This window comes from Pseudomonas sp. NPDC088444, from assembly GCF_044900175.1.
Taxonomy (GTDB): Bacteria; Pseudomonadota; Gammaproteobacteria; order Pseudomonadales; family Pseudomonadaceae; genus Aquipseudomonas.
Genome location: NZ_JBJDNK010000001.1, coordinates 265134 through 287139 on the forward strand (window position 1 = coordinate 265134; position 22006 = coordinate 287139).

The following is a 22006-nucleotide window of genomic DNA, read 5'->3' on the forward strand; positions in this document are numbered from 1 at the left end:
CCCCATACCCTGTAACAGCGCGGCTGCACTGCTACAGAGGTTTGTGTTCGGCCTGTTCGGTCACTCCGCCAAAATCGCATCCTCCGCCCACTGCACATAACACACCACCACCGGCATTTCATGCTCGGCGCAGAAGTCCAGCCAGCGCAACTGGTTGTCCTGCAAACGGTCCCCCGGCCCCTTGACCTCGATCATCCGGTAACGACGCTGCTCGGGATAGAACTGGATCAGATCAGGCATACCGGTGCGATTGGCTTTGATGTCGTGCAGCAGACGGCGGAACCAGCGTAGGAGATGTTGCGCCGGAAAACAGTGCAACGCCTGCTCCAGCAGGTCTGGCGTCAGCGCGCCCCAGAACACGAACGGCGATTGCAGGCCGAACTTGTCCACGTAGCACTGCCGGATCGTCGACAGGTAACCCCCGTCCTCCAGTTGTGCCAGACACGCCTCGAACAATGCGGCGCGACGTGGGTAGAAGTCCGGACTGTACAGGTCGCTCGGCGCGGTTTGGAACGGATGAAAGAACGCCCCGGGCAGTGGCGCGAACACAGCAGGCCAGCAAAGCAAGCCGAACAGCGAGTTGATCAACGTATTTTCAACGTAATGCACCTCACTGCCCTCTTCGGACAGGTGCGACTGGATCAATTGCTCGACGCTGTGATCTGCCGACGGCAGCACGCTCACGTCCAGCCGGGTCACCGTCCGTGTGACGCGCTTGCGCACGCCACCGTGCCCCAGTTTTTTCAGCAATCGAGGCTGGATGCGCAACAGGTGCTGGGCTTCCTCATCGTTTTCCGGGGCAGCCTGAGCCTGCTGCAACAAGGCCATGGCTTCGGAATACTGCGCGCAACGCTCCCAGATCCGGATCCTGCGCACCCTCGCGCCGGGGTAACTGCATTGCTCATAAACCGCCAGCGCCAGTACCGCGTCCTGTTCGCGCTCGGCCCGATAACCGATTTGATACAGCAGTTTCGCGCGACGCATGGACAACCACGGATTATCCGTCCGGATCGCCAGCGCCCGGGTCGCCAGCTCAGTGAGCATGCCCCCCTCATCCAGCGTCTGTCGGCACTGGTGCAGCTCAAGGCAAACGTCGATATCCGCTCGCTGATAGATACCCCGCGATTCGAGGGAAAACTCGACCTTCTCGTAGCGGTAGATGCCCAGGTCCGCCAGCACGAACTCGGACCACTCCTGATACAAATTGCCGAAATACAGCAACCGCAGGCGATCGCACAGCGGCATGATGCCCAGCGAAAAAATCGTGTCGTCAAAGCCTTCGAACCACTGCGTCAGGCGTTGAGGCGCGTCGTAGTGCGGCGACAGACGCGCCAGCAGATCGGCCTTTTTTTCGGCGCTCTTGATGCCGTGGGCCTTGAAACAGTGAGCCAGTTCTTCTTTGCGCAGCAACGCGAACAGCGTTTGCAGATCGAGATACGGCTCACGGTCGACCCATCCCTGCTCAAGCAGCGACTCGACGGCGATCCGGGCATCACCGATCTCGGCATACTCCAGCTTGCTGGCGCGAAACAACGTGCCTTTGCGCATGATCATGCGCACCAATAACGCTTGAGCGGCCTGCGGCAGGCGGCTGAAATCCGCGATGAAACGCTGCTCCTGATCGTCGAGCAAATCGTCGTAACGGCAGGCGATCCAGTTCAAGACCCGATGAAAGTTCTCCAGGTAATAAAAGGGATTGTCGAGGGGCGAGGTGCTCACGGCGGCTCAGGTCGATGTAATGGGAAGGTCGGCAGAATACTGGTTATCCGTACAGATTTCAGCCCCATTTTACGGCGCACAAGCGTCTGCCTGATCAATGGCACTTGGGGTTGTCGCTAGAATGTCGTCACCTCCCAAACAGGACATCCCAATGCCGCGTTCTCGCAAACCACAGGTCTACCTCGCCGGATTCGATGTCTTTCGCGCAGACGCCGTCGAACAGGGGCGTTACCTCAAGGCGCTGTGCGACGCCCACGGTCTTGAAGGGCTGTATCCCTTCGACAATGAGGTCGCCCCTGACCTGCCCCCGCAAGAAACAGCCGCGCTGATCTGCAACGCCAACATCGCCATGATCCGCCGCTGCGATGCGGTACTGGCCAATCTCAACCCCTTTCGTGGCGTCGAGCCGGATTCCGGGACCGCCTTCGAAGTCGGCATGGCCGTGGCGCTGGGCAAGCCGGTCTGGGCGTATTTCGAGGACAGCGGATCGTTGCGCGAACAGGTCGAACACGACGCGGCAGGCTTCGACGCCCAAGGCTTTCTGGTGGAAGACTTCCAGTTGCCCAGAAACCTGATGCTCGCCTGTACCTGGACAGGACGCCACACAACCGCTGAAACCGCCATCGAAGCATTGGCGCGTCATCTCTGCACGTCTGGCTGAACCTCTCATGTAACCTCTAAGTGTCATAGCGGGCGCCCGCCACCGGACGCTACATTCGCACGGGAACATCTGTTTTTTGCATCGCCATGTATGTGTCGCGGTGCCAGATACAGTGCAATACAAAGCGTGGAAGGCAAGCCGTTCGCGGCTGGTTAAGATGCGCCACACATCAATGATGAGGGGGAGCGGGAACCATGGAGCACGTCGACCACATTCTGATTGTCGATGACGATCGCGAGATCCGGGAACTGGTGGGCAACTACCTGAAGAAAAACGGCCTGCGCACCACGGTGGTGGCCGACGGCAGGCAGATGCGCTCCTTTCTCGAATCGACCCCTGTGGATCTGATCGTGCTGGACATCATGATGCCCGGTGACGACGGCCTGGTGTTGTGCCGCGAACTGCGTACCGGCAAACACAAGACCACCCCGGTGCTGATGCTCACTGCGCGCAGCGACGAAACAGACCGCATCATCGGCCTGGAAATGGGCGCTGACGATTACCTGGTCAAACCCTTCGCCGCCCGCGAACTGCTGGCCCGCATCAACGCCGTCCTGCGCCGCACACGCATGCTGCCGCCGAACCTGATCGTCAGCGAAGCCGGGCGTTTGCTGGCGTTCGGCAAATGGCGCCTGGACACCACGGCGCGCCATCTGCTGGACGCTGAAGGGACGGTGGTGGCCCTGAGCGGCGCTGAATACCGGCTGCTGCGCACCTTTCTCGATCATCCGCAACGGGTGTTAAGCCGCGATCAACTGCTCAATCTGACTCAAGGCCGTGACGCCGATCTATTCGACCGCTCCATCGACCTGCTGGTCAGCCGTCTGCGCCAACGCCTGCTGGACGACGCCCGCGATCCGGCCTACATCAAGACCGTGCGCAGTGAAGGCTATGTGTTCACCTACCCGGTGGAAATTCTCGGGGACGCCGTATGAAACTCGGCTTCGGCTGGCCCCGCACCCTGGCCTCACGCCTGTCGCTGATTTTCCTGATCAGTCTGGTACTGGCCCACGGCATGTCGTTCGGCCTGCAATTTTACGAACGCTACCAAAGCGCGATGACCCTGATGCTCGGGAATCTGGAGCAGGACCTCACGACCACAGTGGCCGTGCTCGAACGCTTGCCCGCTGACGAGCGCGAGGCGTGGCTGCCGCGCTTCGAACACCCCAATTACCGCTACATGCTCGGCACCGGCCAGCCCGGAACGCCGATGGACATGAGCAAGGCGCCGATCTCGGTGCGCTCGATGGAAGCTACCCTGGGCCGCGACTATCAACTGTCGTTCAACGACATCGCCGATGCACGCCCCCACTATCAGGCGCACTTGACCCTGCGCGACGGTAATCCGCTGACCATTGACGTGCGCCCCGCCATCACCCCGCTGTCGCCCTGGCTGCCGCTGCTGCTGATCGGGCAACTGGTGCTGCTGGTGACGTGCACCTGGCTGGCGGTGAGAACCGCAATTCGTCCGCTGACCCGTCTGTCCGAGGCCGTCGATAGGCTGGACCCCAATGGCGATGGCATCCGCCTCGATGAAAGCGGCCCTACCGAAGTGGCCTACGCTGCCGTTGCGTTCAACACCATGCAGCAGCGCATCGCCAATTACGTGAAGGAGCGCATGCAACTGCTGGCAGCGATTTCCCATGATCTGCAAACGCCGATCACGCGCATGAAACTGCGCGCCGAGTTCATGGATGAGGGCATCGAGAAAGAGAAACTGTGGAGCGATTTGAGCGAAATGCAGCATCTGGTGCAGGAAGGCGTGGCCTATGCGCGCAGCATGGACACCTCTACCGAAGCGCCGAAACGGGTGCATCTGGATTCATTCCTCGACAGCCTGGTGTTCGACTATCAGGACATGAACAAGTCAGTCGAGCTGTGCGGCAAGAATGGCGCAGTGATCGACACCCGTCCCCACGCCTTGCGCCGGGTGCTGGTTAACCTCACGGACAACGCACTGAAATTCGCGGGTGCGGCGCAAATTCAAGTGCAAGCGCGCGGCGATCAGGGCTTTGCGATTCAGGTGCTGGATCGCGGCCCGGGGATTTCCGAAGCCGAGCTGAGTGAAGTGCTCAAGCCGTTCTATCGCGTGGAAAGCTCACGCAATCGCGACACCGGAGGCACGGGACTGGGCCTGGCAATTTCCCAGCAACTGGCGATGGCACTGGGCGGCTCCCTGACCCTGTCCAACCGTGAAGGTGGGGGATTGTGCGCAGAGTTGAAATTGCCGAAGAAGGTGGGCTGATTCTCTGCATCGCGGTTTGTCAGCGAACTCATCCATCACTGCCCCATCGTCTTCGCCACCAAGGCGGCTCCCACAAGGATCACGCCGAATCCACATTTCGTATCCGACGCTAAACCTGTGCGCGACGGCCGGGCGGCGCTCCGCTTGGTGGCGAAGGCGGTGAGTCAGGCGCTGAAAACTTCCTGACACGTCTCGCCATCATCGGAACTACAGACTCTCAGGTACTCTCCCGCACCACCAGCTCAAACCCCAGATCCACCTGCGCTTGCTGCACATTGCCGTCCAGCAACCCCAGCAGCAACTGGGCAGCACGCCGACCCACTTGCTCGCGAGGGGTGCGGATCGAGGTCAGGCGCGGCACCATGTGCGCCGAGCCGGGCAAATCATTGAATCCGATCAACGAAACCTGCTCGGGGATTTTGATCCCGCGACGCAACGCTTCCAGCGTCGCACCTTGCGCCAGGTCGTCATTACAGAAAAAGATGCCGTCCACGTCCGGGTGCTCATCCAGCAGACGGGCGAACATCTCCCCGCCCAATCCAATGGACGACGGCAGTGGCGTGGCCATTTGCAGCGCTTCGTCGTACAGCCCTTCAGCCTCCAGCGCACTGCGAAAACCCGCGCCGCGCTGAATCACTCGCGGGTCCAGTTGCGCCGACACATACGCCAGCCGCCGACGCCCGCGATTCAGCAGATGCTGCGCGGCTGCCGCCCCCGCCTGCTGTTGAGAAAACCCCACACAAGGCTCGGCCCGGCTGGGGTCCAGTTCCATCATGTGCACACAGGGCACACCGCTGGCGGCCAACAACTGTTGCGACGCCTGGCTGCGGTCGAAGCCGGTCAGCAGAATCCCGCGCGGACGATTGGCCAAGTGGCTGCGCAGCAGGTTCTCTTCTTCGACAGGCGAGTAATGGTAGTTGCCGATCACCACTTCCAGCCCGCGCGGGCGCAATACGTTCTGAATCGCTTCGAGGGTCTCGATGAACAACTGGTTGGACAGCGACGGCACCAGCACCACCACCGACTGACTTTGGGACGAAGCCAGCGCCCGGGCAGCAGGGTTGGCGACATAGCCTAGACTCTGCGCAGCGGCCTGGACTTTTTCCACCAGATCGGGCGCAACCGTGGCCACGCCTCGTAGTGCCCGAGAGGCCGTAATGGGCGACACAGCGGCCAGTTTCGCAACTTCGTTGAGGGTGGGACGACCGGTGGAGCGGGAACCAATGCGTGTCATGCGTTGCCAACTGAAAGGAAGGAAAAGCTGAAGGGGTTGCGATTGTCTCGGAGGGGCTCTAAGGTAGCGCTATCTCACGGAGGCCCGCAACTTTTCGATCATCTTGATGATTGGAGTGGTGCATCTCATGGACAAGCGAGATACCCATAACAATGACTACACCCGGAAACAGCCTTGCCGACCTTGCACCCAACTCGGCAAGACAGCGCTGTCTTCGGGGCGAGGTTTTTATGACTACTGCTCCACACGCTATCTCCGCCCTCGTGATCATGGGTGTTTCCGGCTGCGGCAAAAGTGCCGTGGGCGCTGAAATCGCCAAACACAGCGGCGGCCGCCTCATCGAAGGCGACGCCTTTCACCCCAAGGCCAACATCGACAAGATGAGCGCAGGCCACCCCCTCAACGACGAAGACCGCGCCGGCTGGCTGACCCGCCTGGGCGAAGAAGTCGCAGCCGCACTGCGCAACGGCGAGAAACCCGTCCTGACCTGCTCCTCCCTCAAGCTGATTTACCGCGAGCGTCTGCGCGCTGCCGTGCCGGGCCTGGGCTTTGTGTTTCTGGAACTGACCAAGGAGCTGGCCACCGAGCGTTGCTCGCACCGCCCCGGACATTTCATGCCCGCCAGCCTGGTAGACAGCCAGTTCGCCACGCTGGAGCCGCCTTACGGCGAAGACCGCACACTGGTCGTCGACGCCACGAAACCGATCGAAATCATCGGTGCCGAAGCGGCGCAATGGTGGAACGCATCGCAAACCCCATCTGCCACCGCTCTCACCGGCTCCTGATCCACGATCCGGCGTGAGCGACAAAGATAGCGCTGTCTTATCGTGTGCACAGGGCAGTGAACAACAGCGCTGAGCAGTAGCTCCAAAAAAACAAAATACAACGGAGAGACACCCCATGTTTGGTATGACTCAAGACACGTATCTACTTGTAGATGCGCTGGTGACCATCCTTGGCCTTGTGCTGTTGATCACCAAGTTCAAGGTCCACCCTTTTATTGCATTGACCATTGCGGCAGGTTTTCTCGGGCTGACCTCCGGGATGCCGGTCGATAAAGTGATGAAATCCTTCCAGGACGGCTTCGGTGGCGTGCTGGGCTTCGTCGGCATCATTCTCGGCCTGGGCACCATGCTCGGCAAATTGATGGCCGACTCCGGCGGCGCTGACCAGATCGCCCAGACCCTGATTCGCCGCTTCGGCAAGGAGCGTGTGCACTGGGCCATGATGTTTTCGGCGTTTCTGGTGGGCATCCCGCTGTTCTTCGAAATCGGCTTCGTGCTGCTGATCCCGCTGGTGTTCATCGTGGCCCGTCGCAGCGGTGTGTCCATCGTCAAGATCGGTATTCCACTGCTGGCCGGTCTGTCGGCGGTTCACGGCCTGGTGCCACCGCACCCGGGCCCGCTGCTGGCCATCGGCATCTTCAATGCTGACATCGGCAAGACCATTTTCTACGGTCTGATCGTGGCGTTTCCTACGGCGATCATTGCCGGTCCGATCTTCGGTAAATGGATCGCCAAGCACATTCCTGGCAATCCATCCAAAGAGCTGATGGACCAGATTGCCAAGGAATCGACCAACGAGAACCTGCCAAGCTTCGGCATCACGCTGCTGACCATCCTGCTGCCGGTTTTCCTGATGCTGCTGAAAACCTTCGCGGACGTCGCTCTTCCGAATGGCCACACCTTCCGTCTGTGGATGGACTTCATCGGCCACCCGATCGCCGCCCTGCTCTTCGCGCTGCTGCTGGCCTTCTACACGTTTGGCTCGGCCCGTGGTTTCAGCCGCGAGCAGATCATCAAGTTACTGGATCAAAGCCTGGCGCCGGTGGCGGCGATCGTTCTGATCGTCGGTGCGGGTGGTGGCTTCAAACAGATGCTGGTGGACAGTGGCGTGGGTAACCTGATCGGTCACATGGCCGTGCAGGCGCAGATCTCGCCGATTCTGCTGGCCTGGCTGGTGGCCGCAGTGATCCGCATCGCCACCGGCTCCGCCACAGTCGCCACCATTACCGGTGCCGGTATCGTAGCGCCAGTGGTCGCACTGGTGCCGGGCGTGAACCGTGAGCTGCTGGTACTGGCGACCGGCGCGGGTTCTCTGATTCTGTCCCATGTAAACGACGCAGGCTTCTGGCTGGTCAAGCAGTACTTCAACATGACCGTGACCGAAACCCTGAAGACCTGGACGGTGATGGAAACCATTCTGTCCGTAGTCGGCATCATTCTGATCATGCTGCTGTCGCTGGTGGTCTGATTCGCTGATCGCTACACGTTCTGCGCAACACGCATGCCCACCCTCGCGGTGGGCATGTCATTTCTGCCTCCCAAGCACCGCCCTCGTTCAGCTCAAAGCCTCTCGTGCTGCGGGTTTGAAAGATTTCCACACGCTCATTCTTACTTTGCCTTCACGCTATGCGGAATTCTCCTACACTGCTCTAGGAGATCGCGTACAAGGCTGACTAATGAAAATTTCATCGCCACTTGGCACGAGTTCTTTGCAATAAATGCGAAAGGAGTGTGCAATAGGCGCCGCCCCGGATCTGGCTATCAGCGTTATAGCGAATCCATACGGGGATTTACTGCCAAAAGCAGGCAACATTCGCATGCCGTCTGGCCTCAGGAGAACCCAAGCCAATGACAAGAAGATGAACCTGGGGAATTAAAATCATGCCAAGGGCGTCTTACGGATGACGCATTTGGATGCAATCGGCAATTACCACCACCCAAAGGCTAACGCCAGCCTCCTGGTAGAGGCGCTTCAAGAGGCCATCAAGGAAAAGATTATGTTGATACTCACCCGCAAAGTCGGCGAAAGCATAAACATTGGTGACGAAATCACCGTCACCATTCTGGGCGTTCAGGGCCTGCAGGTCCGGCTCGGAATCAACGCGCCGAAGAACGTTTCGGTGCACCGTGAAGAGATTTACAAACGCATCCAGGCCGAGATTGCACCGAACAACCAAGAGCAGCAGTGAACCACCCGGTTCATCTTCTTCGAAACGTGTCTGCCGTTTCGGCGGCAGACAAAAATAAACGGCGTACGCCCCGACGCCGTTTTTTTTCGCCTGAACTTTTGGATCCATTGCTACAGCATTCTTTTCTTAGCGTGGAGAACTAACGTGTCTGCACGAACAGAACTCTGCCCTGCGCGGAAAAGCGCTCTATTTCGCACTTAAGACACAGTCCTGACAATCAGACAAGGTTAAAGCCTGAAACATAAAAGCGGCGGGTGAGCTGTAGAACACTCGCCGCTTTGTCACTCGGTGTGGAGCGAAGTCAAACGCTATTGGGGAGATGCCTGACAATTTCGTCTTTGGCCAGCAGGCGCTTTTCTTTCAGTCGTTTGAGTTGATCCTCGGAGACATCCCCCGCCGATCCCGCCTCCGCTTTGACGATGTCGGCATCAAGGGCGTCGTAGCGATCGACCAGTTGATTGAGCTTGGCGTCCTGGCTACGCAGCCTGACCAGTTCATCCCTGGTGATACTCAAATCCGCGTACAAATCGTGCTTGACCGGCATGGTGCGCCTCTCCTCTGACAACTCATGAAACACTGAGGTTAGCTCACCTGTCGACAGCGCATCAGGCTTTGATCAATACCTTGACCATGGACGCCGCCGTGCTGCGCAGGCGCGCTTCATCCTGATACACCCGTTCCATCACCACCACACCACGGGTAAAGGTGGACACCAGGCGCGAGGCCTCATGCGCAGGTAAATTCAGCGTTTCATGCTGTTCTTCAAGGGCGAAACGGGCCTGCAACAAAGACTCGATGTCATCGAGCATGCCCTGCAAGGCTGCACGGATGGTGTCTATCTCGGAGATGCCATCCACTGCGGTCTTGGTGGTCAGACAGCCACGGGTCGGCGTTCCTTCAATCATCGACGTGATGATGAAATCGAAAAAGCCCTCCAACGCCGTTTTGATCGACGGATCAGCCAGCGCTGCGGCCATGTTGCCGGTCATGCGCTGCCGATAGCGATCGAACACCTTGAGAAAAAGCTGCTCTTTGCCTTGGTACGCGTTGTACAGCGAGCCGCGCAACACGCCTGTGGCTTCGGCCAGATCTTGCATCGACGTCGCGCTGAGGCCTTTTTGCCAGAACACGTTCAACGCCAGATCCAGCGTCCGCTCTTCGTCGAATTGCCTTACACCCGCCATTTCCCTGCTCTCCAGACGTTCAATTTCACATTCCGTCATCGACTTGATGAGCGGGTAAGGCATGAGTTGACCTCATTCTTGTCAAGGCTGTCAATTTTGACTAGCATGGCAAACATGACAGCGCTGTCAAACATACCTTACCTCTTATATTCGGGTCAGTCTTATGCAGCCTCCTCAGATTTCAGAACCGATTTCAGCGGACACAATGCCCAACCCCTCGCCTCAGCGTGCGGCCATTCCATGGCACGCGATCATCGCCGGCCTCTGCGCCACGCTGGTGGGCATCGGCCTGGCGCGCTTTGCCTATACGCCACTGATTCCTCCGTTGATCGAGAATCACTGGTTCGCCACCTCCGACATCATCATCCTCAGTGCCGCCAATCTGGGCGGGTACTTCATCGGCGCCCTGCTCGGGCGCCCCATCGCGCGCAGGCTGACTCACCGCCACACGCTACGGCTGATGATGGTACTGGTGACCTTGTCCTTCGCCGGTTGCGCCGTTCCGCTCTCCACCCTGTGGTTCTTTGGCTGGCGCTTCATTTCAGGCTTGGCCGGAGGCGCAATCATGGTGCTGGTGGCGTCAACGGTCCTGCCGCACATCCCCGGCACGCGCAAAGGGCTGGCCAGTGGCGCGATCTTTTTCGGTCTGGGACTGGGTATTGCGGCGTCGGGCACATTGGTGCCGCTGTTGCTGGACCTGGGACTGCGAGTCACCTGGCTGGGCTTGAGCCTGTTCTGCGCCATACTGACCGCCATCAGTTGGACGGGCTGGCCGACCGCCGTTATCCCCACGGCACACACCTACGAAACTGCGACGCCGACGCCACGCCCTCCCCGGCACACGCTGTACCTGAATCTGACGTACACACAATTCGGTCTGATGGCGATCGGCCTGGTGCCGCTGATGGTGTTTCTCGTGGATTTCGTCGCCCGCGATCTGGGCAAGGGCGCACACATCGGTGCGCTGTACTGGGTCGTCTATGGCATCGGCGCGCTGGCCGGGCCGATGCTCTACGGCTACATCGCCGACAGGCTCGGCCCGACTCGCGGCATTCGTTGGGTGCTGGTCGTTCAGGCGCTGGTGGTTGGCGCGCTGTACACCTCCCACAACAGCCTGCTGATCGCCGCCTTGACCCTGATCATCGGCACCTTCCCGCCTGGCATCGTGCCGCTGGTGCTGGCGCGCGTCCATGAACTGCTGCCTCACGACGCCAGCGCGCAAGGCGCGGCCTGGAGCCGTGCAACCACTGCATTCGCACTGCTTCAAGCTGTTTCAGGCTATGGCTATTCGTTGTTGTTCAATGCCAGCGGCGGCAATCATCGCCTGTTGTTCCTGATCGGCACCGGGGCATTGATTCTGGCGCTGCTACTGGAAGGGGTGGTTCGCGTCGTGGTCGATAGCAACAGCATTCACCGCCCGTCCGCCGAGAGCCTTTAGCCCTGTTCTCGCACACGCCGCGCCTCATAGGATTTGAGGTGCAGATACACCACATCCAGTACCGACAACTGCCCTTTGGCCGGTTTGTCGGTGCTGGCTCTGCGGGCGACCATGTCGCCGATCACGTGCTCGACTTCTATCGGCGCGCCTCGCTCGATGTCGCGCAGCATGGAGGCGGTCATCTTCGATCCGGGCAGGGTCAGCATCGTCTGAAAGCGCTGACGCACCTCACCTCGCAACGCGTACCCTGCGCGCTCGGCGACACTGGCACATTCGGCCAGCAACTTGAGCACCACCGCTTCCCCGCCGCTGGCAATCACATCGCCAATGCTCGCGCGCATGGAACCGGTGACGCCCGCGCCCGTTGCGATGAAACACCATTTTTCCCACATTTCCTGAACAATCTGCTGACTCAGATTGGCGTCGAATCCGGCATCGGCCAACGCTTCGGCGACTTTCAGAATGCGCGGCGTCAACCCTCCGCTCAGTTCCCCGAATGACAATTGATTGGTGTCGTTCAAATGCAGAATCGTGCCGGACGCGTCTCGATCCAGAGAGATCAGACACTGTCCGCCCAGGACATTTTCAGGGGCAAAGCGCTCCGCCAGCCGGTCCAGATGCGCCATGCCGTTGAGCAACGGCAGGATGACCGTTTCAGGCCCAACGGCGGCCGCGAAGGACTCCATGGCCGCATCGAGGTCATAGGCCTTGCAACTGAGCAGGATCAGATCGAAGGCCTGGTCGAGCATCGGTGTCATCACGTGGGGCGGTGACGGATATAGAATGTTGCCCAACGGGCTGCGCACGATCAGGCCGTTGCGGTCGAGTTCCTCGGCGCGCGAGGGACGCACCAGAAACGTCACGTCGCGCCCCGCCTCCAGCAACCGACCGCCAAAATAGCCCCCTATCGCGCCTGCACCCACGATCAAAATACGCATGTTCTGTCGGTTCCTTGTCGGGTCTGTCGGAGGTGTCCGGACACCCCAGAATAGATGAAGCCTGCGACTCTATCCAAAAGCAGGATGATGACCAACATATTGTTTCTTCAGGCGCTCTGAAAAAATAACGGGCAAAAAAAATCCCGAACCTTCAGTGAGCGTTCGGGATGCAAGATCTGCAGGAGAGTCAGGATTGCGCGTTCGCCAGCACCGGCCAGATAAAGGGCTGGCGCTGTTCTTCGCGGTTGGCCGCCAGCCGACGCGCCAAGCTGACCGGCTGAACCACAGGCTGTTGCAAGCGCGCCAGCACCGCATCAATGACCGCCCCACTGGCATCGTTATGGAATTGCCAGACGCCATAAATGCGCCCGTCGAAAGATGCCTCGCTGCCCAAGCGTGGATCGACGCCCAGACCAGCACCCAGCCCGAACAAATGCAGGCCGTACAAGCGTTGTCCCTTACTGTCCAGCGGGCATCCGGACGGGTCGGAATCCAGCCCGCCCTTGACTTCCATCAAGCGAATCGCCCCGCCGCCTGCGTAATTCAACGGTGGCAGCAGCGGTTGATAACCGGTGCACTGCACCACCACCTCCGACTCGGCCAGCGCCTGACGCGCCTGTTCGAAATGCCCCTGCGGACCATTGCGGGTTTGCCACAGATTCACCCGCACGCCGGTCTTGCCGATGTGCCCATTGGCCAGGGCTTCACGCCCGATGTCCAGCGCCCGATAACGCAGCCCCCCCGAACGATTGACCCGGCCAGATACCGGGCAGACATCTTTCTGAGGGTCGAACCGATACCCGGCCTCGATTGCCGCTTCGGCGGTTTCATAGAACAAGCGGATCTGTGAACGATGCACCAGTGTCACCTCGTCCAGTCCGGCAAACTCCAGCGCGTCGGCGAGGTTTTCCAGCACCGAAAACGCGCTGTGAGAGCCACCCACCACACTGATACGGCCTTTGCGCGCCAGCGTCGGTGCAAAAAAGTCTCGCAGTTGCACGCCGTTCATGCGCAACAATGCATCGGCACTCTGCACTTTGGCGGTGGGCGGCACGGCCAAGCCTTGATCGGCCAGGCTGTCGAGCAGGTGCTGCGGGTCCTGACGACCACCCAGATTGAGCACCACCGCGCGGCAGCGGATGCGCCGGCTACGTCCTTCGGACTCGACCCAGACCTGATATTCGTCGTCCTCATGCACCACTTCGGTGATGGTGGTGCTGGTCCATAACTTCACGCCGTAATGTTCGACGATGAAGTTCAGCACCAGGGTGGAAGCTTCCGCCAGCAGCTCGGCCACATCGGCCAGTTGCGGGGCACTTTGCGCCTGACGACGGATGCGCCAGTACGCCGGAGAATGCTCCAGCGGCTCGAACACATCACGCAGCGCAGGATCGCGCAGGCAATCGAGAAAGACATCGCCCACGGAGTTGGCCGTGATCCGGTATTCCCCCAATCGGCCTGTGCCGGGGTTGGGACTGGCATCGACAATGATCAGGCCTTCCCTGGCCAGTTCAGGCATGGCGCCGCTCTTCAACGCGTTGAACAGCAGACCCATGCCTGCAGGTCCGGCTCCCCCTACAACACAGCCGCAAACGGTTTCCAGATGATCTCCATACATAATCGTGACTCCGAACTTAGTCGATGCATTGGGCGCTGCCCAATCTCTACCGGGACCCTGAATAACAGGCACAACCAACCGCCCGCCCTGACGTGCTTTTTATGTGTGTCTCACTGAATACATACGATGGACTTACAACAAAAACGCAAACACGACTGCCACCACAGAGGTCATTAACGACTGCGTGATAACGGGTTATGTGAACACTTCCTGTTTAGCCGAACGCCGAGAACTCCGTATTGAAAGAGTGTGGATCGGTAGCGACAAACAGGTGGTTATGGAAAAGGATTTCGAGTGCGGACTTCCCTTCTACACTGCAAATTTTCAGGCATTCAGAGACGCTACCGCCCTTTCGCCAGGCGCCCTGAGTCAAGCGTTTTGTAAGGGGAAGAGAAACCGCAAAAACCTGTTACAAACTATTTCAACAAACAATTCATGGAGTGATGGTTTCAAAAAAGACCCAAAGTGTCAAATTTTCGAGAAAAACGTCAATACCGTAATCATACTCACTAACCCACTGATATTACTCATTATTATTTTTTGACGCCAAAATAAATCTCTGTTTACCTCCATTCATGCATTTTTAAAATCAAAAAAGACGTTAATTATCCTTTAGCCAACTAACTATCTTCATGAGTGCGAGAAGTCTCACATTGAAAGTTGCCATTTTTCCGTCACGTCTTTTCACGTGCCCATTGAAAAATCCCGCCGTTGCTCTTGCCGTTCATGTACACACCCCGCCGGGCAAAATAATGACGCCGGAATTTCCGCACGGATGGGTTTTGTCTCCTGAGCAGAGGAACCTGTTGCCGATAGGCGGCAATGCCATTGGTAAAAAACGCAGAACTATTGCGTTTCGATTGCGCTCCATTATCAGGCTGTTGCCTTCGTTCAATGGATTAAGGAGCCGTGGACATGAATGCTGAGAAAAACCGTCGGTCCAGCATTGCCGAAATCGATTATTCCCGGGACACCCTGTTCGGGCCCGTGCCGATGCAGGCAACCTGTCGCGTCAGGCTGGCGACCGTCGAGCAGGACGGTCAATCACTGCGTGAGCTGGTGATCATCGGCGACGTGCCGGACTACCTGGCCCGCTCAGCCGTGATTCGCGTGGCACTGGACGGACGGATCGAGGCGGGTCCGATTCGCGCACACGGGGCTATCAAGGAGGGGGAAAAGGAGGCTTTCAGGTTGCTGTTTGAAAATGAGCACCGTCGACGGGTGCATTGACGCCCTCAAGGCGTCTGACGGGTCGAATGCAGGTTGGCATGGGCATCGGCGCGCAGGTCGCCTGCCGGGAGGATCAGCGCATGACTGAAAGGAGGAGGATCCACCTGAAGATCGTCTTCTGCCGGGGAGAAATCTTCCGGCGTGCGTTCCACCTGATCGCGGTAACGCAAGCCATCGAGTCTGGGCGCGGTGTTGAGGACCGGATCCTGGGGCAATAGGCGCTGGCGCTCCAATGCCGTCATGGGCGGCTGAAACGTGGCGTTCCTCGCCTCCAGGCGTTGCAGCATCGTCAAAATGGCAGCCACACAGATCACGACAATCGTCAGTAACAGACCCATGCCCAGCATCACCTTGCGACGGCGCAGCATGTGTCTGTGATCGTTCCCCTGAGCGTGCCCATAGGGGCTCTCGGGTAGGTGGTCGGCCATGCATGTCCCTCGAATTGAGATGGGCGTCGAGCCGTCGGCGGCGCCGTTAAGATAAAAGGTAATGCAAACCTTTTCCAGCGGGATGTGAACAGAAGCTGAGTGGACACAGGCAGCGCTCGGTGGTAAGCACTCCTGTCGAAAATTCCAAAGACTCACAAATTGTTACTTAATTATTCAGAACCGTATTCAACGAGCACTCACTTGAAGGCCTTGCTCAACCCCCATCCTTTCATCGGCGTGAAGACTCATGAACAACTTCAACGCCTGAGCAATGCTATATAGAAAGCATTAATGCTTTATCACTTCCTGAAAAAGCCATGCCATAAAAACGCCCATGCAGCAGAGCGGCATGGGCGTACTGTTTTAAGCCAGTCGGGTGAAAGAGACTAACTGGCCAGTGCGTGCCGTTGAGCCTGTTGGGTATTAAGCAGCTCGGCACGCAACTCGGAAATCAGCTCACAGATGGCGCGGCTGGTGTCCAGCCGGTCTAGCTTGATACCGCTGGTCAGCAGCTCTACGCGTTCGGTGAGAGGATCGATGACTTCAACGGTCATGGTGTCGGCCATGATCGTGCAGTTGCAACGTTTCGGCAGAAATCCACTTTCGATAATGCTGCGTAATTCAAGATTCGAGAGGGTGCATGCGATCATTGGCGATATCCTCCTGAGGCGAACACTGCGGCATTGTAAACAGTGAAGCGCCAGATCTTTTATTAATAACTTCCCTGGATAATTACCTTCATCCCGATTCGTCAGAAGCACATGGCGTCGTTAGGCGAATACCCAACTTATACGCTTCGCCCTCTAATGAAGCAATACAACATTTATTATGCGCCTCAGCAGGGCCTTTGAATGTTTTACCCACAGAAAAAACGTTTCATCATTGATCTGAAACAGGAAAAAACGCTGTTTTAAATGTTGATCGCTGACAGGCGTGGCAAAAAAACGAGGACGGCAGGCCCTAAAAGAGGGCAGCCATTCGTCGGCCACTGTAACGCACGCCGACGAATGACAGGGAGACGTCAGGCATGGGGCAGACGCAAATGAATCAGCGCGACCCGATTACCACGCTTGTCCAGGCGCTCTTCTATCGCGAAAGGCTTGAAACCCAGCTTGGGGTAGAACAGCAGCCCTGGCACGTTGTGGTTGAAACAGGAGGCCGTCAGCTCCTTGGCCTCATGCTTGCCGAAGGCCAGTTCCATCATGCACCCGAGCATGTAGCGCCCCACGCCTTTGGAGCGCGCGTGGGGCGCGATGATCACGTTGCCCATCGAGCAGCGACCGCGGAAGTCGTACCGGGAGAAATTGGCAAAGCCCACGACCTCGCCATCCAGCTCGATGACGGTGTTGTCTGATCGCTGCTCGATGGCGTCCCTCAACTGCGCAGGCGTCAGAGGAAAAACCGCTTTGGGGAACATGTAAAACAGTTCGTCGACACTCTGTGGCATGTCGCACACGGCCGGGATGTCTTTTTCTTCCAGGGGACGGTGATGAAACATGGAAATTACCTCTCGAAGAGACGGGGCCAGAGCAGAAACTATAGGCCAAACGCCATGCGCAGGCCTGACCTTGTGCGGTTCTGAAGCTTATTTATGTGTCAGTACGGCGATGGATGACCGCAGATCCCGGACCTTATCTGACCGCTGGTCACGCCAATTGTGCCCAAGTGTTTCGCCGCCTTTGCACAATACGCTAAAAACAGGGCGCAACGGTCTGGCAGAATTGAACTTTCAACGACCGGGCATTACGCCTGTGTGCAGAGCCGCGCTCATGCAATTTGCATGAACCATCAACTCCGAAAAATTCATAAACATATGATTTAAAACGAGTTATTAATTAACTCCCGCTGGCACAGGTGCTGCAATGTCCTGCACGAAGCAAAACATTATTTGCACGGAGCACGACAACGATGAACGTTTCACCTGATGCCTATCCTGCCGCTGTTGAAGAAACCACTTCTGCCTCAGGTGTGTCCTGGGGCGCAATCCTGGCCGGTGCTGCGGGCGCCGCAGCGTTATCCATGATTCTCGTTTTACTGGGTTCAGGTCTTGGCTTTTCTGCCATGTCCCCTTGGGCCAATGAAGGGGCGAGCGCGAAAACCCTCGGAATCTCGACGATTATCTGGCTGACCATCACTCAGATTCTCGCGTCGGGGTTAGGAGGCTATCTGGCCGGTCGCCTGCGAGTGAAGTGGTCGAACATGCATGGCGATGAAGTGTACTTCCGCGACACCGCTCACGGCTTTTTGTCGTGGGCGATCGCCACGCTGGTGGCGGCGGTGTTGATCGTCGGTTCTGTCAGCGGCGCCGTTGGCAACGGCGTTAAAGCTGGGGCCAGTGCGGTGGCGGGAGTGGCCGGAACTGCCGCTGTGGCCGCAGGCAATACTCAGGGTGATCAGTACGGCTATTTCGTCGATTCGCTGTTTCGTGACGACCGCCCCGCCGCTGTCAGCGATGATGCGGCCCGCGGTGTCGTGGTACGTATTTTCGCCAAAACGCTGGCCAATGACGGGCAACTGGCGCCCGAAGACCGCGCCTATCTGGCGCAACTGGTGGCACAACGTACCAATCTGAGCCAGGCCGACGCGCAAGCCCGTGTCGATCAGGTTTACGGCCAAGCCAAACAAGCCGTGGCCGACGCCAAGCTGAAAGCCCAACAGGCGGCCGACACTGCTGCAAAAATCGCCGCCGCGACCGCGCTGTGGACCTTCGTCGCCCTGCTTTGCGGCGCTTTCGTTGCCAGCCTGGCGGCCATTTGGGGAGGTCGTCGCCGTGACGCGGTGACCTACGTTGAAGCCCGCTCCTACACCGCTTCCACCGTCCGTTGATCAAGGAGAAACATCATGCGCTCATTACTGCTGTGGTTCCTGGGTGTACCGATTCCGGTGATTATCCTGATCGCCCTGTTCATGCATTGACCGCGTCGTAGACGATCCGCGCAGCGCCTTTGGCAACACTGGGCCTGTGCGGATTTTTTATGTGCGCTGGAAACATACTTCCCGTAGCCGCCCGGAGTACGAAAAAAGCCCCCGAAGACTCACGCCATCGGGGGCCAAGGCACTGCGCTCACAGTTCGGTCAGGGCCGTTACGGCATCCCCAGCCAGTTCGGCAAGGCCAACGAAATGAACGGCACGTAGGTCACCAGAATCAGGAACAGCAGCAGGATCGACAGCCACGGCAACGCCGCTCGAATCGTCTGCCCCAGGGTCAACCCCGTCACCGCCGAGGTCACGAACAGGTTCAAGCCCACCGGCGGATGCACCAGGCCGATTTCCATGTTCACCACCATCACGATGCCCAGGTGAATCGGATCGATGCCCAGCTTGGTCGCAATCGGGAAGAAGATCGGCGCCAGAATCAGCACGATGGCCGACGGCTCCATGAAACTGCCCGCCACCAACAGGACCACGTTGACCATGATCAGGAAACCGATCGGCGTCAGTCCTTCAGAAATCACCCAGTTGGTGATCTGTTGAGGAATCTGCTCGGTCGTCAGCACATGGGCGAACAGCATGGCGTTGGCGATGATGAACATCAGCATGATCGACAGACGCCCGGACTCCAGCAGCACTTTCGGGCAATCGCGAAACCGCATGTCCTTGTAGACGAACAGTGCAATAAACGCCGAATACACGGCCGCCACCGCCGCCGCCTCGGTCGGGGTGAACATGCCGCTGTAGATCCCGCCGAGGATGATCACCAGCAACAGCAGCCCCCAGAACGCCCGGCGCGCGGTGGTCAGCCACTCACGGAACGAAACACGCGGTTGCGCAGGCAGCTTTTTCACCCGGGCGACGATGTAGATCACCACCATCAGGATCACGCCGAGCAGGATTCCCGGCACGACACCGGCGATGAACAGCTTGCCCACCGAGGTCTCGGTTGCCGCCGAGTAGACCACCATCACGATGGACGGCGGAATCAGAATCCCCAACGTACCGGCGTTACAGATGATCCCGGCACCGAATTCTTTCGGATACCCGGAACGCACCATCCCCGCCACGGCAATCGAACCCACGGCCGCCACGGTGGCAGGCGACGAACCCGACAGCGCTGCGAACAACATGCACGCCAACACCGCCGCAATCGCCAGGCCACCGCGAATATGGCCGACGCACGCGTTGGCGAAATCGATCAGACGTTGCGCCACGCCGCCAGTGGTCATGAACGCGCCGGAGAGCAGAAAGAACGGAATCGCCAGAAAGGTGTAGCTGTCGGAGGTTTCGAACAGCTTGATCGCCAGCGAGCTCAACGAGTCCTGACTGAACAGCAGAATCGACACCGCACCGGACAGGCCCAGCGAGATCGCGATGGGCACCCCCAGAAACATGAAAACGAACAGCAACAGAAACAGACAAAGCACGGTCATCAGTGTGGCTCCCCGTCAGGATTGGCCAGTTTGCTGGCTTCTGCCGCTTCGTCAGCCAGGCCAAGGCCGGTCTGACGATGGGTCCAGATGCGATAGAGAATTTCCAGGTAGCGAGCGATCACCAGCGCGAAGCCGATGGGCACGATGATCGTGATGTAGGCGATCTTGATGCCGTAGCGGTCCAGGTCTTCCGCGCCAATCCCTGCGACGAATAGCGCCGAAACCCATTTGTAGCTGGCCACCAAAAACAGCCCCGCATACGCCAGGCAGCAAGCGCAGGCGAGCATCGCCAGAATGCGTTGCACCGGTTTGCTGGTCTTTTTCACCAGCGCATCGACCCCCAGGTGCCCGGCCGTGCGCACCCCGTATGAGATGCCGAAGAAAATCAGCCAGCCGAAGATGGCCTTGGTCAGGGCCACGCTCCACGTCATGCTTTGGGCATAGCCCATCAAGTGATCGCCAATCCCTGCGAAAAAGTCGCTGCTGACCGCCCACTGATCGCTGAGGGTGTAAAACAGCGTGTAGATGTTGTTCAGCGCCACGTAGACGAAAGTCACCAGCGTCATGGCAGCCAGCAGAAAAGCGATGAAGCCTTCCTCCAGGTGCTCCCAGAGTCGCGTCAGCGATTGCATAAGAATTCTCCGAACGTCGAGAGAGCGGCCACCTCATTTACGAAGAGGTGGCCACGCAGGCATCAGGGCCTGTATCGATCAAGCCAACTCTTGAAGGCTCAAGGCGCCTTGTTCGAATCATCAGCGGCCTTGATCAGGTCAGCGCCGATTTCATCGGAGAACTTGTCCCAGACCGGCTTCATGACTTCGCGCCATTTGGCCCGCTGCTCGGGGGTCAGGGTCACGATTTCACTGGTCTTGGAATCGATGATCTTCTGCTTGGCGGTCTGGTTCAGGGCTTCAGCCTGCTTGTTAACCTCCACAGTGACCTCATCCATGATCTTTTGCAGCTCATCGCGCACATCGGCGGGCAGGCCGTTCCAGAACTTGGAGTTAGTGATCACCATGTAGTCGATCAGGCCGTGGTTGGACTCAGTGAAGTACGGCTGCACTTCGTTGACCTTCTGGCTTTCATAGTTCGACCAGGTGTTCTCGGTGCCGTTGACGGTACCGGTTTGCAAGCCCTGATAAACCTCGGCGAAGCTCATCTTGCGCGGGTTGGCGTGCAGCGCCACGAACTGCGCTTCCAGGACGCTGGACGCCTGTACGCGGAATTTCAGGCCACGGGCGTCTTTGGGGTCGACCATCTTTTTGTTCGCCGACAGTTGCTTCAGGCCGTTGTGCCAGTAGGCCAGGCCATGAATGCCTTTGTCGTCCATCGAGGTCAGCAGCGCCTTGCCCTGCGGGCCTTGCTGGAAGCGGTCGACGGCCGCCAGGTCGTTGAACAGGAACGGCAGGTCGTAGATCTGGGTTTTCTTGGTGTATTGCTCGAACTTGGCCAGCGACGGCGCAAGCATCTGCACGTCACCGAGCAACAGGGCTTCCATTTCCTTGCCGTCGCCGAACAGCGAGGAGTTTGGATAGACCTCGACCTTGACCTTGTCTTTCAAGGCCGGATCGGCGGCGACCATTTTCTGGAACAGCAAGGCGCCCTGGCCTTTGGGGGTGTTTTCCGCCACGACGTGGGCGAACTTGATCACGATCGGGTCCGCATACGCCATACCGGCCACGGACACTGCAGCGGCGCAGAACAGCGCCTTGGTCAGCTTCAACATCGATATCACCTTTTTATTTTTGTATAAGGAAATCGGTTATGCATGAGCGTTGTGCCATCTAACGATGCCCAACAGGATGTGTTTCGAGAATCAGCTTTTCGATAAGCCAGCGTTCGGCGGAGCTGAACGCCAACGATATGTCCCCCACCCTCCCCGAACTGCAGGCCAGACGCAACGCCTTCAGAAAATTAGCAGGCTAATGAAAAAGTGCCACCATCGAAACGGCCACCTCAGTCTCCTGTG

Annotated in this window: 21 protein-coding genes; 9 read left to right on the forward strand and 12 right to left on the reverse strand. The window is 58.5% G+C overall.

Annotation, left to right across the window (positions count from 1 at the left end; translation table 11 throughout):
* Window positions 1-60 precede the first annotated feature (60 nt).
* The gene (locus ACI2KB_RS01425; RefSeq protein WP_404630669.1) at window positions 61-1719 is read right to left on the reverse strand and encodes a VRR-NUC domain-containing protein; all 1659 of its coding nucleotides are present in this window, start codon (window positions 1717-1719) and stop codon (window positions 61-63) included.
* 151 nt (window positions 1720-1870) lie between these two features.
* Here ACI2KB_RS01425 and ACI2KB_RS01430 point away from each other — a divergent pair, with 151 nt between their 5' ends.
* From ACI2KB_RS01430 to ACI2KB_RS01440, 3 genes are all read left to right on the forward strand, one after another.
* Window positions 1871-2380: a nucleoside 2-deoxyribosyltransferase gene (locus tag ACI2KB_RS01430; RefSeq protein WP_404630671.1), complete on the forward strand. Its 510-nt coding sequence runs from the start codon at window positions 1871-1873 to the stop codon at window positions 2378-2380.
* A 194-nt stretch (window positions 2381-2574) separates the two neighbouring features.
* Window positions 2575-3315 carry a response regulator gene (locus tag ACI2KB_RS01435; protein WP_404630673.1) on the forward strand — a complete coding sequence of 247 codons (741 nt, stop codon included), beginning with the start codon at window positions 2575-2577 and terminating at the stop codon, window positions 3313-3315.
* Window positions 3312-4625, forward strand: a complete 1314-nt coding sequence (locus ACI2KB_RS01440; protein ID WP_404630675.1) for a sensor histidine kinase — start codon at window positions 3312-3314, stop codon at window positions 4623-4625. The genes ACI2KB_RS01435 and ACI2KB_RS01440 overlap by 4 nt, the downstream gene beginning before the upstream one ends.
* Window positions 4626-4842: 217 nt before the next feature.
* Here ACI2KB_RS01440 and ACI2KB_RS01445 read toward each other — a convergent pair whose 3' ends face one another.
* Window positions 4843-5859, reverse strand: coding sequence for a LacI family DNA-binding transcriptional regulator (locus tag ACI2KB_RS01445; protein ID WP_404630677.1), 1017 nt, complete (start codon window positions 5857-5859; stop codon window positions 4843-4845).
* Window positions 5860-6128: 269 nt separating this feature from the next.
* Here ACI2KB_RS01445 and ACI2KB_RS01450 point away from each other — a divergent pair, with 269 nt between their 5' ends.
* The 3 genes from ACI2KB_RS01450 (at window position 6129) to csrA (ending at window position 8833) form a co-directional block, all read left to right on the forward strand.
* Window positions 6129-6644: a gluconokinase gene (locus ACI2KB_RS01450; protein WP_404631704.1), complete on the forward strand. Its 516-nt coding sequence runs from the start codon at window positions 6129-6131 to the stop codon at window positions 6642-6644.
* Window positions 6645-6759: 115 nt separating this feature from the next.
* Window positions 6760-8112: a GntP family permease gene (locus ACI2KB_RS01455; protein ID WP_404630679.1), complete on the forward strand. Its 1353-nt coding sequence runs from the start codon at window positions 6760-6762 to the stop codon at window positions 8110-8112.
* 529 nt (window positions 8113-8641) lie between these two features.
* A complete protein-coding gene (gene csrA, locus ACI2KB_RS01460) occupies window positions 8642-8833 on the forward strand; it encodes a carbon storage regulator CsrA (RefSeq protein WP_108238392.1) in 192 nt (63 codons plus the stop codon).
* Between the two features lie 301 nt (window positions 8834-9134).
* Here csrA and ACI2KB_RS01465 read toward each other — a convergent pair whose 3' ends face one another.
* A complete protein-coding gene (locus ACI2KB_RS01465; RefSeq protein WP_404630681.1) occupies window positions 9135-9377 on the reverse strand; it encodes a YdcH family protein in 243 nt (80 codons plus the stop codon).
* A 61-nt stretch (window positions 9378-9438) separates the two neighbouring features.
* The gene (locus ACI2KB_RS01470) at window positions 9439-10080 is read right to left on the reverse strand and encodes a TetR/AcrR family transcriptional regulator (protein ID WP_404630683.1); all 642 of its coding nucleotides are present in this window, start codon (window positions 10078-10080) and stop codon (window positions 9439-9441) included.
* Window positions 10081-10222: 142 nt separating this feature from the next.
* Here ACI2KB_RS01470 and ACI2KB_RS01475 point away from each other — a divergent pair, with 142 nt between their 5' ends.
* The gene (locus ACI2KB_RS01475; protein ID WP_404630685.1) at window positions 10223-11455 is read left to right on the forward strand and encodes a YbfB/YjiJ family MFS transporter; all 1233 of its coding nucleotides are present in this window, start codon (window positions 10223-10225) and stop codon (window positions 11453-11455) included.
* Here the strand turns inward: ACI2KB_RS01475 and ACI2KB_RS01480 are convergent.
* Both ACI2KB_RS01480 and ACI2KB_RS01485 read right to left on the reverse strand, forming a co-directional pair.
* Window positions 11452-12393: a ketopantoate reductase family protein gene (locus ACI2KB_RS01480; protein WP_404630687.1), complete on the reverse strand. Its 942-nt coding sequence runs from the start codon at window positions 12391-12393 to the stop codon at window positions 11452-11454. The two genes, ACI2KB_RS01475 and ACI2KB_RS01480, sit on opposite strands and share 4 nt — an antisense overlap.
* A gap of 187 nt (window positions 12394-12580) precedes the next feature.
* Window positions 12581-14011, reverse strand: coding sequence for a pyridine nucleotide-disulfide oxidoreductase (locus ACI2KB_RS01485; protein ID WP_404630689.1), 1431 nt, complete (start codon window positions 14009-14011; stop codon window positions 12581-12583).
* A gap of 915 nt (window positions 14012-14926) precedes the next feature.
* Between ACI2KB_RS01485 and ACI2KB_RS01490 the strand changes: the two genes are divergently transcribed.
* Window positions 14927-15241, forward strand: coding sequence for a hypothetical protein (locus ACI2KB_RS01490; RefSeq protein WP_404630691.1), 315 nt, complete (start codon window positions 14927-14929; stop codon window positions 15239-15241).
* 5 nt (window positions 15242-15246) lie between these two features.
* On the opposite strand, the gene ACI2KB_RS01495 is transcribed toward ACI2KB_RS01490, so the two are convergent.
* From ACI2KB_RS01495 to ACI2KB_RS01505, 3 genes are all read right to left on the reverse strand, one after another.
* Window positions 15247-15609 (reverse strand): hypothetical protein, encoded by a 363-nt coding sequence (locus tag ACI2KB_RS01495; protein WP_404630693.1) that lies wholly within the window; start codon window positions 15607-15609, stop codon window positions 15247-15249.
* A 446-nt stretch (window positions 15610-16055) separates the two neighbouring features.
* Window positions 16056-16319: a DUF1652 domain-containing protein gene (locus ACI2KB_RS01500; protein ID WP_404630695.1), complete on the reverse strand. Its 264-nt coding sequence runs from the start codon at window positions 16317-16319 to the stop codon at window positions 16056-16058.
* A 371-nt stretch (window positions 16320-16690) separates the two neighbouring features.
* On the reverse strand, window positions 16691-17167 hold the full coding sequence (locus ACI2KB_RS01505; RefSeq protein WP_404630697.1) for a GNAT family N-acetyltransferase: 477 nt from the start codon (window positions 17165-17167) through the stop codon (window positions 16691-16693).
* A 410-nt stretch (window positions 17168-17577) separates the two neighbouring features.
* On the opposite strand from ACI2KB_RS01505, the gene ACI2KB_RS01510 reads away from it, so the two are divergent.
* A complete protein-coding gene (locus tag ACI2KB_RS01510; protein WP_404630699.1) occupies window positions 17578-18495 on the forward strand; it encodes a hypothetical protein in 918 nt (305 codons plus the stop codon).
* 258 nt (window positions 18496-18753) lie between these two features.
* Here ACI2KB_RS01510 and dctM read toward each other — a convergent pair whose 3' ends face one another.
* The 3 genes from dctM to ACI2KB_RS01525 all read right to left on the reverse strand — a co-directional run bounded on the left by dctM (window position 18754) and on the right by ACI2KB_RS01525 (window position 21763).
* Entirely contained in the window at window positions 18754-20037 is a 1284-nt protein-coding gene (dctM, locus tag ACI2KB_RS01515; protein WP_404630701.1) for a C4-dicarboxylate TRAP transporter large permease protein DctM, read from the reverse strand.
* Window positions 20037-20669 (reverse strand): TRAP transporter small permease, encoded by a 633-nt coding sequence (locus tag ACI2KB_RS01520; protein WP_404630703.1) that lies wholly within the window; start codon window positions 20667-20669, stop codon window positions 20037-20039. The genes dctM and ACI2KB_RS01520 overlap by 1 nt, the downstream gene beginning before the upstream one ends.
* A 98-nt stretch (window positions 20670-20767) precedes the next feature.
* Window positions 20768-21763: a TRAP transporter substrate-binding protein gene (locus tag ACI2KB_RS01525; protein WP_404630705.1), complete on the reverse strand. Its 996-nt coding sequence runs from the start codon at window positions 21761-21763 to the stop codon at window positions 20768-20770.
* Between the last annotated feature and the right edge of the window lie 243 nt (window positions 21764-22006).

Bases quoted from the DNA above. Each gene is read 5' to 3' on its own strand.
- ACI2KB_RS01475 (WP_404630685.1), top strand. From the start codon at position 10,223: ATGCCCAACCCCTCGCCTCAGCGTGCGGCCATTCCATGGCACGCGATC.
- ACI2KB_RS01470 (WP_404630683.1), bottom strand. From the start codon at position 10,080: ATGCCTTACCCGCTCATCAAGTCGATGACGGAATGTGAAATTGAACGT.
- ACI2KB_RS01495 (WP_404630693.1), bottom strand. From the start codon at position 15,609: ATGCTGCGCCGTCGCAAGGTGATGCTGGGCATGGGTCTGTTACTGACG.
- ACI2KB_RS01480 (WP_404630687.1), bottom strand. From the start codon at position 12,393: ATGCGTATTTTGATCGTGGGTGCAGGCGCGATAGGGGGCTATTTTGGC.
- ACI2KB_RS01445 (WP_404630677.1), bottom strand. From the start codon at position 5,859: ATGACACGCATTGGTTCCCGCTCCACCGGTCGTCCCACCCTCAACGAA.
- ACI2KB_RS01520 (WP_404630703.1), bottom strand. From the start codon at position 20,669: ATGCAATCGCTGACGCGACTCTGGGAGCACCTGGAGGAAGGCTTCATC.
- ACI2KB_RS01510 (WP_404630699.1), top strand. From the start codon at position 17,578: ATGAACGTTTCACCTGATGCCTATCCTGCCGCTGTTGAAGAAACCACT.
- ACI2KB_RS01430 (WP_404630671.1), top strand. From the start codon at position 1,871: ATGCCGCGTTCTCGCAAACCACAGGTCTACCTCGCCGGATTCGATGTC.
- csrA (WP_108238392.1), top strand. From the start codon at position 8,642: ATGTTGATACTCACCCGCAAAGTCGGCGAAAGCATAAACATTGGTGAC.
- dctM (WP_404630701.1), bottom strand. From the start codon at position 20,037: ATGACCGTGCTTTGTCTGTTTCTGTTGCTGTTCGTTTTCATGTTTCTG.
- ACI2KB_RS01505 (WP_404630697.1), bottom strand. From the start codon at position 17,167: ATGTTTCATCACCGTCCCCTGGAAGAAAAAGACATCCCGGCCGTGTGC.
- ACI2KB_RS01490 (WP_404630691.1), top strand. From the start codon at position 14,927: ATGAATGCTGAGAAAAACCGTCGGTCCAGCATTGCCGAAATCGATTAT.
- ACI2KB_RS01500 (WP_404630695.1), bottom strand. From the start codon at position 16,319: ATGATCGCATGCACCCTCTCGAATCTTGAATTACGCAGCATTATCGAA.
- ACI2KB_RS01435 (WP_404630673.1), top strand. From the start codon at position 2,575: ATGGAGCACGTCGACCACATTCTGATTGTCGATGACGATCGCGAGATC.
- ACI2KB_RS01450 (WP_404631704.1), top strand. From the start codon at position 6,129: ATGGGTGTTTCCGGCTGCGGCAAAAGTGCCGTGGGCGCTGAAATCGCC.
- ACI2KB_RS01465 (WP_404630681.1), bottom strand. From the start codon at position 9,377: ATGCCGGTCAAGCACGATTTGTACGCGGATTTGAGTATCACCAGGGAT.
- ACI2KB_RS01440 (WP_404630675.1), top strand. From the start codon at position 3,312: ATGAAACTCGGCTTCGGCTGGCCCCGCACCCTGGCCTCACGCCTGTCG.
- ACI2KB_RS01455 (WP_404630679.1), top strand. From the start codon at position 6,760: ATGTTTGGTATGACTCAAGACACGTATCTACTTGTAGATGCGCTGGTG.
- ACI2KB_RS01525 (WP_404630705.1), bottom strand. From the start codon at position 21,763: ATGTTGAAGCTGACCAAGGCGCTGTTCTGCGCCGCTGCAGTGTCCGTG.
- ACI2KB_RS01485 (WP_404630689.1), bottom strand. From the start codon at position 14,011: ATGTATGGAGATCATCTGGAAACCGTTTGCGGCTGTGTTGTAGGGGGA.